The organism is Gilliamella sp. Bif1-4 (assembly GCF_001690535.1).
Taxonomy (GTDB): domain Bacteria; phylum Pseudomonadota; class Gammaproteobacteria; order Enterobacterales; family Orbaceae; genus Gilliamella; species Gilliamella bombi.
In genome coordinates, this window is record NZ_LZHC01000062.1 from 255,477 (window position 1) to 270,361 (window position 14,885).

Below are 14,885 nucleotides of genomic sequence, written 5' to 3' on the forward strand. Positions count from 1 at the left end.
ATTTAGTGACTATACCTATCTATTGATAGTGAATCAAGTAGCTAAGGCTACTATCATGAATATTAAAATAAGGGAAAAGTGTTGAGATTATTAAGTTGTTTTATGGCTACCATATAAGGTTGGTAGCCATTTTTAATAATTTACTCTTTAGCTATTGGTTCATTTACAATTTTTGTTTCTTGCTTACCTTGAATAGCTTTTATTTTTTGTTCATATTTTGTTACAGCATCTTTGCTAGATAATAAACTATAAGTTAAAGTAAATTCAGTGCTTTGTCCTGGTTTAAGTTGACGTACACGTTTTTGCTCACGTTCGATAGTCACTGGATAAGCGAAACTGGTGCCTGGCTCTAAGCCTGTAACATAGCCTTGCTTGAGGGTATCGGTGTTTTTCCATAATGATAGTACGGGTAACTGTTTAGTATTAAAACTAATACCTGCTGCTTTATCGCCAGTTTTATTGGTCACCATAACTTGTGTTTCGCCATTCTCCTCAGAAAAAGGATAAACATTAAATACCATTTCATCAAAATCTTTAGTTGGACCTAGATAAGTTTGCCACGTATTAAGGCCACCTTTTGCATAATCGTTAAATGGAGATATTTCTTTAACTGGTGCAACAAATTTAGCACCATCTTCAAGAATAGGTGTACCAAAATTACTATGGTAGATGATTTGATAATCACGGATATAATCACTCTTATTGGTGAGAACGTCGTGGACCGTAAATTCTCTACTTCCTGGCACATAGATCAGCGATGCCCAAGTTTCTAAATTGCTTTTTTTGAAAGTATTTTCTTTAATTAACCCTTTAACTGTAATGGTGTACGGTGCTTTGTCCGATACATCAACAATTAATTTAGAAACAGGTGTATTTTGCGCACGACCATGAAGCGTATACATGATGCCACTATCTTGCACAGCATGGCCTGTCCATTCAAAACCACAACGAACCATCATTTCGTTAAAACCGTCTAGCCAACCAAGCCCAGCTCGACTTTCTAAGTTAATATATTTAGGATGAACTACTTCATCTACTGGTGAATCCCATCCCATGCGAACACCATCACCAACAACAGACAAAATACCTAATCCACGAGTTGGAATTAATTTAATAGTGAAATTATCACTAGAAATTGTTAGTAGTTCAGTTCCGTCTTGTTTACCACCTTTAAGGATCGTATTTTGAATAGCGAATTTTGAACCTTTTATTCCTAAATCTTGATTTGAAACTGACCAATTACCTTTGGCAATACCTTTTTCGTTATCAGTTAATACAAATTCTTTAGCATTGGCATTATAACTAACTAAACTAATCACAACAGCTAGTGAAATAATTTTGATTTTCATGGTGATTCCTCATAGTTAACAAGATAATACTGAATCGTGTCAGTTAATATGACATATAATAAAAAGAATCAACAAAAAGAAAATCGTAAAAATGAGAGTTTATTCACACTTTTCCCAAAATCATATATGTATATATACAAGTGATTTATAAAGTGAAATAAGTGTGAAATATTAAGAGGTTCAGTTTTTAGGTCTTATTTGTCCTGCTTTCCAGTGTTTTCGGCATACTGAGTGGTATTCGCTATCACCTAGATGAATAGAATTTCCAAATTTAACAATTTCACCGTCTTGTCCTTCCAATAAGATCATGGTTGCTTTTTTGCCACACCAGCATACGGTTTTGAGCTCTCTAAAATTGTCAGCAATTTCAAGTAGCGTTTTAGATCCTTCAAACAGGTGTCCCATATAATCGGTTTTGATACCAAAAAACATGATTGGTACGCCATATTCGTCACATACATCAGATAACTTCCAAATAGTATTACGCGATAAAAACTGGCTTTCATCGATTAGTATACAGGCATAATTGCTTTGTTTGATATGCTCAATAATTTCATCAACCGTTGTGTCATCAAGCTGTAACGCTTTTTTGCGTAATCCTAAGCGAGAAACAATTTCAACTGCCGAGTCACGAGTGTCGACTGATGATTTAAGTAATAAAGTCTGCATATTATTACTTAAATAATTATGGTCAATTTGTAAAAGCTCTGTGGATTTTCCGGCATTCATTACGCCATATATATAATAGATTTTAGACAAAATTAAGTTCTCGAAATTAGATTAAATCAATAAAAGTGGTTAAATAAAATGATAATTTGGATAATAAAAAAGGTAAGTTAAATAACCTACCTCTTTAATAGCTTATTGAATAATTATTTTGCTTTACCTTGGTTGGCAACAGCAGCTTGTTTTGCAGCGATTTCGTCAGCATTGCCTAGGTAGTAGTGTTTGATAACTTTCATATTGTCATCAAATTCATACACTAATGGCACACCAGTTGGGATGTTTAGTTCGATAATATCATCATCGCTGATGTTGTCTAAATGTTTTACCAATGCACGAAGTGAGTTACCATGAGCGGCAATAATAACACGTTCACCTTTAGCTACACGTGGGGCAATTGTTGATTCCCAGTAAGGTAGTACACGTTTAATAGTTAATGCTAAGCTTTCGGTTAATGGTAATTCTGATTCAGGTAATTTGCTGTAACGTGAATCGTGACCAGGAAAACGTTCATCTGATTTTTCAAGTGCAGGAGGTGTGATTGCAAAGCCACGACGCCATAATTTTACTTGTTCATCACCATATTTTGCTGCTGTTTCAGCTTTATTCAAACCTTGTAATGCACCATAATGACGTTCGTTTAACTTCCAGCTTTTTTCAACAGGTAACCATGCTTGATCTACTTCGTCTAAAACATGCCATAATGTGTGAATTGCACGTTTTAATACTGATGTGTAGGCATAATCAAATGTGAAACCTTCTTGTTTAAGTAATTTACCTGCTTCAGCCGCTTCTTTGTTACCTTTATCAGATAAATCAACATCAGTCCAACCACAAAAACGGTTTTCTTGGTTCCAAACACTTTCTCCATGTCGAATTAGCACTAATTTTTTAACTGCCATGAATATAACTCCTTTGTTACGTAGATTAAATTTTTGGTATATTCTGTCATAGACATGCTAGGTTATTACCGTGCATGTCCATTTGTTTTGAGCCAACCAGACTGACTCAAAACGTTTATTATTTGGGTAAGTATTTTAACGGGTCAACTGATTGCGCTTTGTAACGAATTTCAAAGTGTAATCTAACTGACGAAGTGCCAGTTGCACCCATTGTGGCAATTTGCTCACCTGCGCGAACGGCTTGTTGTTCTTTTACTAATATAGATTGGTTATGTGCATATGCTGTTAAATAGTCATCATTATGTTTAATAATGATTAAATTACCATAACCTGGTAACGCATTACCTGAATACACAACGCGACCATCAGCCGCTGCCAAAACCTTATCGCCAATTGAACCCGAAATATCAATACCTTTACTTGCCTTTGAGAATTTCTCAATAATCTTGCCTCGTGCAGGCCATCGCCATGAAATATTGACTACCTTTGAATTTATAGTTGCACTTCTAGTAGAATCATCTAGCGATTCAGTGATTGTTTCAGTTGTTTCAGTTGTTGTTGGACGTTTATTTTTATCTATTGTGGTAATTGAGGTCGTGGTTGTTTTGGTTATTGTTGGTTTAGTTTTAGCTTGTCCAATCACTACAGATGAATTATTGTTGTTTGATTTATTTGTCGTTGCCTTATTGGTTGTGGTTTTTTCTGTTACTACAACAGTTCCACCACTAACGTCTAATACTTGCCCAACGTTAACGGCAAATGGTTCTTTGATATTATTTTTAGCTGCTAGTGAACGGTAATCATTACCAGTTACCCATGCAATATAAAATAAAGTATCGCCTCGTTTAACTGTGTAAGTATCGCCTTGATATCCGCCTTTTGGAATTTCGTCGTAATTACGATTATAGACAATACGCTCATTACTAATCACCGTGCTAGTATTGTTAGCCGTGTTGGAATTTGAAACCGTCGCCCGTCTTGATGATGGAAGGTTGTGATTAGTAGGAGTAGAAACTGTTCTACCGCCTGTTGATATATTGGCAGGTGGTTTGGTATAGACAGAAGAAGTTGATAACCCACCTGCGGCAGAAATATCTTCAATTTCGGCCTGCTCAGTTTGAGTACAAGCAACAATCAACAAACTTAAGCAACTTAATGTAAGTATTTTTTTCAAAGCAACACCTTTCATTCGTAAATTTTGTTTTTGACTATTTTTGTGTTCAATAGCATTTATACATCTTGTTTTATTAGCACATTTTAGCGTTTTTATAATAAAAATGCTATTATATTAATTAGTTATTGGGCAAACCAATAAATTCATCTAGAATTTGATGATTACAGCCTATAAATTTGTTATTTGATTATTTTTTCGATCTATAACCACTAAAATTCAAACTTAGCTAATATAATTCCTTTATTATCCAACGATATAATTCCAATCAGCTTATGCTTAATTTTGCTATAAACAAGCTATTTTTCTAGTTTTGATTAACAATTTATTCGGGCTTTGTTAGATTTATTTTGAATGTAATGAGTATATACAATAAAATAGGTTCTCGTACAGTACCTTTATCGTATTTCTATAAAAATTTAATGTGATTTAAAATAATGACTTTATATATTGTTGCCACTCCCATCGGAAACTTAGATGATATTACACTCAGAGCCATCAATACACTGAAAAGTGTCGATCTTATTGCGGCTGAAGATACTCGCCATAGTGGTCTACTTTTACAACATCTTGGAATAAAAGCAAAATTGTTCGCTTTACATGATCATAATGAACAAGAAAAGTCCAATGTTTTGATTGAAAAACTTAAATCTGGGTTATCAATTGCTTTGATTTCTGATGCTGGCACTCCTTTAATTAATGATCCTGGGTATCATTTAGTTAAGGCTTGTCGCGAAAATAACATTAAAGTAGTTCCCGTTCCCGGTGCTTGTGCCGCAATTGCTGCTTTATGTGCATCAGGTTTGCCGTCGGATAAGTTTATTTATGAAGGCTTTTTACCAGCTAAAACTAAAGCACGCCAAGATTGTCTTGTAAAATTGTTAGACGAACCACGAACAATGATTTTTTATGAATCAACGCATCGTTTATTAGACACGCTTAACGATATGCAAACTATTTGGGGAGCTAATAAGCAGATCATTTTAGCTAAGGAACTAACCAAAACATGGGAGACCATTGTCAGTTTTAAGGTTAATGAGTTGATTAATTGGCTAAACGAGGATATTTCTCGCCAAAAAGGTGAATTTGTATTGATTGTTCAAGGTCATATCAAATGTGATGATGATATCAATCCTCAGGCAATTAGTACTCTTAAACTATTGCAAAAAGAATTACCGCTAAAAAAGGCAGCAGCCATTACTGCTGAAATATATGGACTTAAAAAAAATCAACTTTATCAAATTGGTTTAGATTCCGAACAATAATTGGGTCGTTAAGTTACATTACTTGGTATGGCTTATAAAACGGTTTTTAGAAAGCGTTGATTGGATAATAAACTAAATTATTATTACTAATTTGCTTAATTATCGGTTGATTTATTGATAAGAAGATTAGCACAAATAGCGCAATTTAGTATATAATCGCCCCTTATTTTTAAGATATTTTAAAACAAAAAAGGTAACAAACAGTATGGGATTTAAATGTGGGATTGTCGGATTACCGAATGTAGGTAAGTCAACGCTTTTTAACGCACTAACTAAAGCTGGCATTGAAGCGGCTAACTTTCCGTTTTGTACTATCGAGCCAAATACTGGGGTTGTACCAATGCCCGATCCCCGTTTAGATGAGTTAGCTAAAATTGTTAAACCACAACGCACATTACCTACTACCATGGAATTTGTTGATATTGCTGGACTTGTTAAAGGAGCATCAAAGGGCGAAGGTTTAGGAAATCAATTTTTAGCTAATATTCGTGAAACAGAAGCCATTGGTCATGTAGTGCGTTGCTTTGAAAACGACAACATTATTCACGTAGCAGGAAAAATTGATCCAGCTGAAGATATCGAGATTATTAATACTGAGCTCGCTTTATCTGATCTTGAAGCTTGTGAACGGGCAATGACTCGTTTACAAAAACGCGCTAAAGGTGGCGATAAAGACGCAAAATTTGAGCTTGAGATCCTCGAAAAATGTTTACCTCACCTAGAGCAAGGTAAAAAATTACTACTATTAGACTTTAGCAAAGAAGAACTTGAAGCAATTAAATATTTAAGTTTTTTAACATTAAAACCAACAATGTATATCGCTAATGTGAATGAAGATGGTTTTGAAAATAATCCTTATTTAGATAAAGTAAAAGCAATAGCAGAACAAGAAAAAGCTGTTGTCGTACCTGTTTGTGCTGCAATTGAAGCAGAACTAGCCGAACTTGATGATGCCGATCGTGATGAGTTTATGCAAGATTTAGGTTTAACCGAACCTGGCTTAAATCGTGTGATTCGTGCTGGCTATAGTTTACTTAATCTTCAAACTTATTTTACCGCAGGTGTTAAAGAAGTTCGTGCATGGACAATTTCGGTTGGCGATACCGCTCCACAAGCAGCAGGGAAAATTCATACCGATTTTGAAAAAGGCTTTATTCGTGCGCAAACCATTGCTTTTGATGATTTTATTAAATACGGTGGTGAACAAGGAGCTAAAGAGGCAGGCAAAATGCGTGCTGAAGGTAAAGATTATATCGTGCAAGATGGCGATATTATGAACTTCTTATTTAATGTATAGTTGATTATTTTACGTCGCCTTTTGGCGACGTTGTTATATTGATGTTCATAATAACTAATTAATATTGATATAAAATTTATTTTTTTACTTAAACGTAGTGTTACCTGAAACTTTTTGTCAATTGAACCAATAATAGATTGGTAAATATAAGGACAGCCCACTTTTATGTTACTCACTTTTCAACAAGCCAAGCAACAAATACATCAAAGCGCCTCAACCATAAAATCTTTGCATAGTGAGAAAGTTACGTTATTTGATGCATTAGAAAGGATTACCGCTGAACCTGTAATTTCCCCTATTAATGTACCTAGTTTTGATAATTCAGCTATGGATGGTTATGTGGTTCGGTTAGCAGATCTTAAACAATCAAAATTGCTGCCGCTGGCTGGTGCTATTTTTGCTGGTGATGATATAAACAATCTTAATTGGCCACAAGGTACTTGTTTGCGTATTATGACAGGTGCGCCTGTGCCAAATGATGCCGATGCCGTTGTTATGCAAGAGCAGACTGAAAAATCTGATTTGGGGATTGCCTTTTTAGGTAATATAAAAGCTGGCGATAATATTCGTCGTATAGGTGAAGATGTTAAAAAAGGTGCAATCACAGTCAACAAAGGGACTAAATTAACGATACCAATACTATCGACTCTTGCAACACTTGGCTTGAGTGAACTTGTCGTCTTTAAAAAATTAAAAGTCGCTATCTTATCAACGGGTGATGAATTAACCCCCATTGGTCAGCCATTATCTGGTAATGGTGCTATTTATGACAGCAATCGTTTTACCCTAAAATTATTATTAACCAAACTGAACTGTGAGGTTATTGATCTCGGCATTATTGCTGATGATCTTACCGAAATAAAAAAAGCGTTAATAGCTGCATCAAATCAAGCCGACTTGGTGATAACAAGTGGTGGCGTATCTGTCGGTGACGCTGATTATACAAAAATTGCTTTAGAAGAATTGGGTAAAATCAATTTTTGGAAAATTGCAATGAAGCCTGGTAAACCTTTCGCTTTTGGCAAAATTGGGGACGCACTATTTTGTGGCTTGCCCGGTAATCCTGTTTCGGCTTTGGTAACCTTTTATCAATTAGTTCAACCATTGATCTTAACACTTTCAGGACAACAACCAACTCCTACCAATTTATCTTTTAAAGTCAAAACCACTAACAATCTAAAGAAAAGCATTGGTCGATTAGATTTTCAACGAGGTATATTACAAAGTAATGAATATGGTGAGTTAGTAGTGACAACAACTGCGCAACAAGGCTCACATATTACTCAATCATTTAATGGCGCTAACTGTTTTATTGTGCTTGAGCAAGATCGTGGTAATGTTAGCGAAGGCGAAATGGTGAACGTTGAACTGTTTAATACATTACTTAAGTGATGTTATAGTTTTAGCCATGGTTTGTGAATTCTGCGTCCAATAAAGCCACGCATATCAATAAACCGAGGACAATAGCGTTGGTGCGCAATTAAAATAGTGCCACTAATATCGCACCAACCGCAATCATAGCAACACCAATACCCGCTAATAGCGAAATCTTTTCACCGAATAGAACAGCAGCAAATACTACAGCAAAAACTACGCTTAATTTATCAATTGGTGCAACTTGCGATACTTTACCTTCTTTAATTGCCATAAAGTAAAATAGCCAAGATAGCGCACCTGCAATACCGCTTAGCGCAATAATAAGTAACGCTTTTTTATCATTAAAAAAGGTGTTGATAAGATTTAATTTACCTTGAACAACAACTACACCAACTAAAAAAATAGCCATTACAATGGCACGAATTGCAGTAGCGGTGTTAGCATCAAGATGTTGTAAACCAATTTTCCCTAAAATAGCAACACTGGCCGCAGTAATGGCAGAAAGTAATGCGTAAATCAGCCATGCACTCATATTAATATTTATCTACTTTGAATAAATATTGTTGATTATTCGAATTATTGCTACATTGTTGCGATTTATTCATTACACCACGACAATCTTCTAACACACCGTGCGCTTTTGACCAATGATAAGTTTTGCCTTCGTCGTTTTTCCCTCCACATCCAACTAATGCTAGGCTAAACATTAAACAAGATAGCCCAATAACTGCTACTTTCATTTCTTTCTCCTTTTAGCAAATACATTAAATAATTATAGGTATTACATTTGTTTCTATTGAAGTTATTTTAATTCATAATTGATACGTTTAATAGCTAAATTACCACCTATTTTTAATAGATGAAAAGTGCGCTCGGCTTTGTGTTCAATTAATAATTGAGGTGGTTCATCTAATGGTTCATCAGCTAATTCAAATGCCCCCCAATGAATGGCTATTGCGCAATGACAATTGAGTTCGTCATATAACTGCACAGCTTGTTTAGGATCGATATGCTGTGATTGCATATACCAACGTGGTGCATAAGCCCCAATTGGGATTAATGCCAAGTCAATTGAAGGAAAACGCTTAGCGATCTCTTTTAATTCAACAGAGTAGCATGTATCCCCCATAAAATAGACCGTCTTCAATTGATCTTGATTATCAATATTAGATTGAATCATCCAACCACACCATAATGCTTTGTTTACATCAAATAACCCACGATTGCTCCAGTGTATAGCCGATGTTGCCGAAAAAGTAAGCCCATCAACAGTTACACTATCCCACCAATCTAATTCAGTAATCTGTTTTGCTCCCAATTTTAATAATGCTTTTTTTAAACCAAGAGGAGCCATTATTACAATATTAGGAAAGCGCGCAATTAATTTCCGAATGCTATGATAATCAAGATGATCATAATGGTTATGTGAAATTACGATAAAATCAATCTGAGGTAGTTGTTCGATTTCTAAAGCTGGAGGTGTGCGACGTTTCGGTCCGATCAATTGTAATGGCGAAGCTCGTTTAGAAAAGATAGGATCTGTCAGAATCATTTTACCGCCTAAACGAATCAATGTTGTTGAGTGACCAATCCACCAAACTCTATCATTGGGCAAGTTAAGATTTATTTGCTCAAACCACGTCTGATTAAAGTTGTGATAACCTTCTTTAGGAGGTAAAACTTTACGTTCAAAACGCCAACGCAAAAACTCACTTATTTTTATTTTAAAAGATTCGTCGTGCCTAAACCCTTTAGCTGTATGATGTTTTTTGGTAGTAATTAAATCTTGCTTTTTATTATCTATCATTGTTACAGTATCTTTACCACTAGTTAGTTTATTTATTTGCCATACGTTCAATTATTACAGCAACATTTCGAGCATTAGCTATTGCATTTGGTTTGGACACTTTAACTTTAAGCCAATTAACCGAAAATTGTTGAATAATACGCTCAGCAACACGCTCAGCAACACATTCAATCAATTCAAAATTCGAACATTCAACCAACTTTGTGATAGTTTGACTAACCACAAAATAATCTAAGCAAAGTGATACGTTATCACTTTCTCCAGCAGGTTTATTATCCCACGCCATTTCAAGATCAATAATTAATTTTTGTTTGATGGTCTTTTCCCACTCATACACGCCGATGGTGGTTAAAACAGTTAATCCTTCGATTAATACCCTATCTTTGCTATATGTATTCATACCTGATTCCAAAACATAAGTTACATTAAATAGAGATTACCGAATCTTGTTAAATTACGCTATAATTTATTGCAAATAATATAAGATATACAAAATTATGACTCGAATTTTTCAACCATTTACCATTGAGCCAAATAGTCTTGTTACCCTAGATGATAATGCATTTAACCATCTTATTCGCGTGTTACGCATGAAAGTAGGTGAAAATATTATTTTATTTGATGGTTCAAACCATATTACTCCTGCAGTTATACATGAAATCAATAAAAAAATAGTTACAGTAAAAACCTCTTTGCCCGTTTTAGATAATCGTGAATCACCATTAGATATTCACTTAGGACAAGTGATTTCACGCGGTGAAAAAATGGAGTTTACAATTCAAAAATCAGTCGAATTAGGCGTAGCAAGTATTACCCCACTCCTTTCTGAACGTTGTGGCGTCAAACTCCATGAAGAAAGGCTCGAAAAGAAAATTCAACAATGGCAAAAAATTGTTATTTCTGCTTGTGAACAGTGCGGTCGAAACGTGATTCCAGTTATTCATCCAGTAATGAAGTTAGAAAACTGGTGTGCTAGTTTAACCGATGGCTTAAAACTCAATTTACACCCCAAAGCTGAATATGGTATTAAACAGTTAACTAATACGCATAAACAAATTTACTTACTAATTGGACCTGAGGGTGGTTTATCTGATAATGAAATTAGCATGACACATAGCTATCATTTTTCAGACATTTTACTCGGCCCTAGAGTGTTACGAACAGAAACAGCAGCATTAACGGCTCTCACCGCCTTACAAGTACATTTAGGCGATCTTGGATAAATACATCTTATACAAATGATAAGTAATGATTGCTTTGCAACTGAACTTGTAACGAGTATGATAACAACAAATATTAAATTTTAATTTGGGTATTATGATTAAAAACCTGTTAAAAAGTTTCAGGAATACCCATGTTTCAGTATAAAACAATTTTATAAAGACAAAATAGGTAAGGAGTCATCATGATAAAGCTGGGCATTGTAATGGATCCAATTAGTCACATCAAAATAAAAAAAGATACCAGTTTTGCCATGTTACTTGAGGCGCAAAAAAGGGGTTATGAACTTTTTTATATTGAAATGAATGACCTTTTTCTAGACTCTGGCGAAGCTTATGCCACAACTCGCTCTTTAACGATTTATAACGATAAAGATCATTGGTTTGAACTTGGGCAAGAACAGACGATTCCACTAAGTGACCTTGACACAATTTTAATGCGTAAAGATCCTCCTTTTGATACTGAATATATCTATGCTACATATATTCTAGAGCGTGCCGAAGCTAAAGGTGTGTTGGTTGTCAATAAACCACAAAGTCTACGCGATTGTAACGAAAAACTTTTTACCGCTTGGTTTGCCGAATTTACACCAAAAACCTTGGTTACACGTCAAACGCAGCATATCAAAGCTTTTCATGCTCAGCACCATGATATCATTTTAAAACCACTTGATGGCATGGGGGGATCATCCATTTTTCGAATCAAACAAGACGATCCCAATGTTTCAGTGATTATTGAAACGTTAACCGAACATAACACACGTTATTGCATGGCTCAAAACTTTATTCCTGCAATTAAAGACGGTGACAAACGTGTATTAGTGGTTGATGGTGAACCTGTTCCTTATTGTTTAGCTCGAATCCCTCAAAAAGGTGAAACCCGTGGCAACCTTGCTGCTGGTGGGCATGGTGAAGTTAGATCATTAAGCGCAAGCGATTGGCACATAGCTAAAAGTATTGCCCCAGTTTTAAAAGAAAAAGGTCTACTATTTGTAGGACTTGATATCATTGGTGATAAGTTAACTGAAATTAACGTTACCAGCCCAACTTGCGTTCGTGAAATTGAAGCTGCCAACCCTGGCCTTTCAATTACTGGTATGTTAATGGACGCAATAGAACATCGATTAAATAAAAAGAGTTAAACAATGATTAGAGAATATAAATCCACAGATTTAAACAGTGTAATGACAATATGGTTGCAAGGTAATTTGCAAGCTCATAGCTTTATCAATCCTGAGTTTTTTAAACAAAATTGTGATTTAGTAAAAATGTTAATTCCAATGTCTACTTTATACGTTCAAGACCTTGATGGAGTTAAAGGGTTTATTGGTATAACTGAAAATTATATTTCAGGTCTGTTTGTAGATGAAGCTTTTCGCCGACAAGGAACAGGTAAAGCTCTTGTTGAAAAAGCAAAACAACGCCATAACGAACTGTTGGTACATGTTTATAAAAAAAATACTAATGCGATCAACTTTTATCTTTCTCAAAATTTTGAAATTGTTTCAGAATCGATCAATGAAGAAACAAATGAACCAGAATTATTAATGCACTGTAATGTTGAACACAACGTTAAAATTGGCAAATGTGCATTATAAAATTAACTTGAATGTGAAACTATGAATTTAAAAAACCATTTTATTATCGCAATGCCAACACTTGATGATTCTATGTTTAGTCATTCAGTTATTTATATTTGTGAACATAATCGTGATGGCGCTATGGGGATTATGATTAATAAACCAATTATTGAACTTAATGTGGCAACCATTCTTGCACGTTTAGAAATTACATCACCAACAAGTTGCGCAGAACTAGAACAACCTGTATTTTGTGGTGGCCCCATTGCTGATGAACAGGGTTTTATTTTACACACACCTTTAGATGGGTTTGCTTCTAGTATTCAGATTTCAGATGATGTGATGATTAGCACTTCGCTTGATGCACTTAAATCAATCGGCTCCCCTGAACAGCCCCAAAATATCTTTTTGGCTTTAGGTTATTCCAGTTGGCAGTCTCTACAACTCGAAAATGAAATTGCTCGTAATGATTGGTTAGTGGCTAATGCCGATCCTCAAATTATTTATGAAGTTGCCATTGATGAGCGTTGGCAAAAAGCCGCTCAATCACTTGGAATCAATATGAGTACTATTTCACACCAAGTGGGAAATGCATGATCCATGGCAACCATTATCGCATTTGATTTTGGCACAGCCAGTATTGGAGCGGCTATTGGCCAAGATATAACTAAAACAGCCAATCCTTTATGCTCATTTAAAGCCCGAGATGGTATTCCTAACTGGCAAACTATCGAAAAGGTCTTAAATGAGTGGAAACCCGACTTTTTAATAGTTGGGTTACCCTTAAATATGGATGGTACAGAACAACCTCTTACGGCTAGAGCACGCAAATTTGCTAACCGATTACACGGCATGTTTGGCTATCAAGTCCATCTACAAGATGAGCGCTTATCAACTGTTGAGGCTAAATCTCATATTTTTGCATCTCGTGGTTTTCGTGCACTGAAAAAAGGTCATGTTGATGCTACATCGGCAATCATTATTTTAGAAAGTTGGTTTGAAAATAATTAGTAATTAATTTAATTGGTTATTTTGTCAATAATTAATCGCCATTAAATTTCATCCTTGCTAAAATAGCAACAACTTTTTATTGTAAGGACTACTTGCCGTGTCAAATAATAATTCTCTTAGTTATAAAGATGCTGGTGTCGATATTGATGCTGGCAATGAACTAGTTAATCGCATTAAATCTGTAGTAAAAGAAACCAAGCGTCCTGAGGTTATGGGAGGACTGGGCGGATTTGGTGCACTATGTGCTATTCCGCAAAAATACAAAGAACCGATTTTAGTATCTGGCACTGATGGTGTGGGTACTAAATTACGCCTTGCAATGGATTTAAATCGCCACAAATCAATTGGTATTGATTTAGTAGCAATGTGCGTTAACGATCTCATTGTGCAAGGCGCCGAACCTTTATTTTTCCTTGATTATTATGCCACCAGCAAACTTGATGTCGATGTAGCCGCTACTGTAGTGACTGGCATTGCCGAGGGTTGTAAACAATCGGGTTGTGCTTTAGTTGGCGGTGAAACAGCCGAAATGCCGGGTATGTATCATGGTAATGACTATGATTTAGCAGGATTTTGCGTTGGTGTTGTTGAAAAGTCGGCTATGATTGACGGTAGCAAAGTACAAGATGGTGATGCATTAATTGCATTAGCATCAAGCGGTGCTCATTCTAATGGTTATTCATTAGTGCGTAAAATAATTGAAGTCAGCGGTGTAAATCCTGCCACTGAACAGTTAGATGGCAAAACTCTTGCCGATCACTTACTTGCACCAACTAAGATCTATGTTAAGTCTGTTCTTGATCTTATCACTCAAGTTGAGGTGCACGCTATCGCCCATATTACAGGTGGTGGATTTTGGGAAAACATTCCTCGTGTTTTACCTGAAAATACTCAAGCAGTCATTAATGAAGCTAGTTGGCAATGGCCAGCAATATTTAATTGGTTACAACAAGCGGGAAATGTTAGCCGTCACGAAATGTATCGAACTTTTAACTGTGGTGTTGGCTTAATTATTGCTTTACCAAAACCGTTAGCCGATAAAGCAATTACTTTACTAAATAATCATGGTGAAAAGGCTTGGCTATTAGGCGAAATTAAACACGCTACATCAAGCGAGCGTGTTGTAATAAAATAAATTGTATTTTCATATTATCCATCCATTAATATAATGAATTAGATGGAT

17 protein-coding genes are annotated in these 14,885 nt (G+C 35.4%); 9 read left to right on the forward strand and 8 right to left on the reverse strand.

Annotated features, from left to right (window positions below; translation table 11 throughout):
• Positions 1–140: 140 nt before the first annotated feature.
• The 4 genes from A9G25_RS10785 to nlpD all read right to left on the reverse strand — a co-directional run bounded on the left by A9G25_RS10785 (position 141) and on the right by nlpD (position 4,163).
• Complete coding sequence (locus A9G25_RS10785) at positions 141–1,349, reverse strand: aldose 1-epimerase family protein (protein ID WP_065626918.1); 1,209 nt, start codon at positions 1,347–1,349, stop codon at positions 141–143.
• Positions 1,350–1,529: 180 nt separating this feature from the next.
• Positions 1,530–2,108: a thymidine kinase gene (locus tag A9G25_RS10790; RefSeq protein ID WP_065626919.1), complete on the reverse strand. Its 579-nt coding sequence runs from the start codon at positions 2,106–2,108 to the stop codon at positions 1,530–1,532.
• Between the two features lie 113 nt (positions 2,109–2,221).
• Positions 2,222–2,974 carry a 2,3-diphosphoglycerate-dependent phosphoglycerate mutase gene (gene gpmA, locus A9G25_RS10795; RefSeq protein WP_034910929.1) on the reverse strand — a complete coding sequence of 251 codons (753 nt, stop codon included), beginning with the start codon at positions 2,972–2,974 and terminating at the stop codon, positions 2,222–2,224.
• A 118-nt stretch (positions 2,975–3,092) separates the two neighbouring features.
• Entirely contained in the window at positions 3,093–4,163 is a 1,071-nt protein-coding gene (gene nlpD / locus A9G25_RS10800) for a murein hydrolase activator NlpD (protein WP_065626920.1), read from the reverse strand.
• A gap of 419 nt (positions 4,164–4,582) precedes the next feature.
• On the opposite strand from nlpD, the gene rsmI reads away from it, so the two are divergent.
• The 3 genes from rsmI (at position 4,583) to moeA (ending at position 8,099) form a co-directional block, all read left to right on the forward strand.
• Positions 4,583–5,410, forward strand: a complete 828-nt coding sequence (gene rsmI, locus A9G25_RS10805) for a 16S rRNA (cytidine(1402)-2'-O)-methyltransferase (protein WP_065626921.1) — start codon at positions 4,583–4,585, stop codon at positions 5,408–5,410.
• Positions 5,411–5,615: 205 nt separating this feature from the next.
• Positions 5,616–6,707: a redox-regulated ATPase YchF gene (gene ychF / locus A9G25_RS10810; protein ID WP_065626922.1), complete on the forward strand. Its 1,092-nt coding sequence runs from the start codon at positions 5,616–5,618 to the stop codon at positions 6,705–6,707.
• Between the two features lie 165 nt (positions 6,708–6,872).
• Positions 6,873–8,099, forward strand: coding sequence for a molybdopterin molybdotransferase MoeA (gene moeA / locus A9G25_RS10815; RefSeq protein ID WP_065626923.1), 1,227 nt, complete (start codon positions 6,873–6,875; stop codon positions 8,097–8,099).
• Positions 8,100–8,187: 88 nt separating this feature from the next.
• On the opposite strand, the gene A9G25_RS10820 is transcribed toward moeA, so the two are convergent.
• The 4 genes from A9G25_RS10820 to folB all read right to left on the reverse strand — a co-directional run bounded on the left by A9G25_RS10820 (position 8,188) and on the right by folB (position 10,291).
• Complete coding sequence (locus A9G25_RS10820; protein WP_065626924.1) at positions 8,188–8,616, reverse strand: EamA family transporter; 429 nt, start codon at positions 8,614–8,616, stop codon at positions 8,188–8,190.
• 1 nt (position 8,617) lies between these two features.
• Entirely contained in the window at positions 8,618–8,824 is a 207-nt protein-coding gene (locus tag A9G25_RS10825) for a hypothetical protein (RefSeq protein ID WP_065590490.1), read from the reverse strand.
• Between the two features lie 62 nt (positions 8,825–8,886).
• On the reverse strand, positions 8,887–9,942 hold the full coding sequence (locus tag A9G25_RS10830) for an MBL fold metallo-hydrolase (RefSeq protein ID WP_218057611.1): 1,056 nt from the start codon (positions 9,940–9,942) through the stop codon (positions 8,887–8,889).
• A complete protein-coding gene (folB, locus tag A9G25_RS10835) occupies positions 9,920–10,291 on the reverse strand; it encodes a dihydroneopterin aldolase (protein ID WP_065626925.1) in 372 nt (123 codons plus the stop codon). The genes A9G25_RS10830 and folB overlap by 23 nt, the downstream gene beginning before the upstream one ends.
• Positions 10,292–10,388: 97 nt before the next feature.
• Between folB and rsmE the strand changes: the two genes are divergently transcribed.
• From rsmE to purM, 6 genes are all read left to right on the forward strand, one after another.
• The gene (gene rsmE / locus A9G25_RS10840) at positions 10,389–11,114 is read left to right on the forward strand and encodes a 16S rRNA (uracil(1498)-N(3))-methyltransferase (protein WP_065626926.1); all 726 of its coding nucleotides are present in this window, start codon (positions 10,389–10,391) and stop codon (positions 11,112–11,114) included.
• A 182-nt stretch (positions 11,115–11,296) separates the two neighbouring features.
• Complete coding sequence (gene gshB, locus A9G25_RS10845; RefSeq protein ID WP_065626927.1) at positions 11,297–12,253, forward strand: glutathione synthase; 957 nt, start codon at positions 11,297–11,299, stop codon at positions 12,251–12,253.
• A gap of 3 nt (positions 12,254–12,256) precedes the next feature.
• Positions 12,257–12,709: a GNAT family N-acetyltransferase gene (locus A9G25_RS10850; RefSeq protein ID WP_065626928.1), complete on the forward strand. Its 453-nt coding sequence runs from the start codon at positions 12,257–12,259 to the stop codon at positions 12,707–12,709.
• A gap of 21 nt (positions 12,710–12,730) precedes the next feature.
• The gene (locus A9G25_RS10855; protein WP_065626929.1) at positions 12,731–13,288 is read left to right on the forward strand and encodes a YqgE/AlgH family protein; all 558 of its coding nucleotides are present in this window, start codon (positions 12,731–12,733) and stop codon (positions 13,286–13,288) included.
• Positions 13,289–13,291: 3 nt separating this feature from the next.
• Positions 13,292–13,702 carry a Holliday junction resolvase RuvX gene (gene ruvX, locus A9G25_RS10860; RefSeq protein ID WP_034910963.1) on the forward strand — a complete coding sequence of 137 codons (411 nt, stop codon included), beginning with the start codon at positions 13,292–13,294 and terminating at the stop codon, positions 13,700–13,702.
• Positions 13,703–13,799: 97 nt separating this feature from the next.
• Positions 13,800–14,837, forward strand: a complete 1,038-nt coding sequence (gene purM, locus A9G25_RS10865) for a phosphoribosylformylglycinamidine cyclo-ligase (protein WP_065626930.1) — start codon at positions 13,800–13,802, stop codon at positions 14,835–14,837.
• The last annotated feature ends 48 nt before the right edge of the window (positions 14,838–14,885 follow it).

Excerpts from the sequence above, each read along its gene's own strand:
- A9G25_RS10850 (WP_065626928.1), top strand. The coding sequence starts at position 12,257 with ATGATTAGAGAATATAAATCCACAGATTTAAACAGTGTAATGACAATA.
- rsmE (WP_065626926.1), top strand. The coding sequence starts at position 10,389 with ATGACTCGAATTTTTCAACCATTTACCATTGAGCCAAATAGTCTTGTT.
- rsmI (WP_065626921.1), top strand. The coding sequence starts at position 4,583 with ATGACTTTATATATTGTTGCCACTCCCATCGGAAACTTAGATGATATT.
- ychF (WP_065626922.1), top strand. The coding sequence starts at position 5,616 with ATGGGATTTAAATGTGGGATTGTCGGATTACCGAATGTAGGTAAGTCA.
- A9G25_RS10785 (WP_065626918.1), bottom strand. The coding sequence starts at position 1,349 with ATGAAAATCAAAATTATTTCACTAGCTGTTGTGATTAGTTTAGTTAGT.
- folB (WP_065626925.1), bottom strand. The coding sequence starts at position 10,291 with ATGAATACATATAGCAAAGATAGGGTATTAATCGAAGGATTAACTGTT.
- moeA (WP_065626923.1), top strand. The coding sequence starts at position 6,873 with ATGTTACTCACTTTTCAACAAGCCAAGCAACAAATACATCAAAGCGCC.
- ruvX (WP_034910963.1), top strand. The coding sequence starts at position 13,292 with ATGGCAACCATTATCGCATTTGATTTTGGCACAGCCAGTATTGGAGCG.
- gpmA (WP_034910929.1), bottom strand. The coding sequence starts at position 2,974 with ATGGCAGTTAAAAAATTAGTGCTAATTCGACATGGAGAAAGTGTTTGG.
- A9G25_RS10825 (WP_065590490.1), bottom strand. The coding sequence starts at position 8,824 with ATGAAAGTAGCAGTTATTGGGCTATCTTGTTTAATGTTTAGCCTAGCA.
- A9G25_RS10820 (WP_065626924.1), bottom strand. The coding sequence starts at position 8,616 with ATGAGTGCATGGCTGATTTACGCATTACTTTCTGCCATTACTGCGGCC.
- nlpD (WP_065626920.1), bottom strand. The coding sequence starts at position 4,163 with ATGAAAGGTGTTGCTTTGAAAAAAATACTTACATTAAGTTGCTTAAGT.
- gshB (WP_065626927.1), top strand. The coding sequence starts at position 11,297 with ATGATAAAGCTGGGCATTGTAATGGATCCAATTAGTCACATCAAAATA.
- A9G25_RS10855 (WP_065626929.1), top strand. The coding sequence starts at position 12,731 with ATGAATTTAAAAAACCATTTTATTATCGCAATGCCAACACTTGATGAT.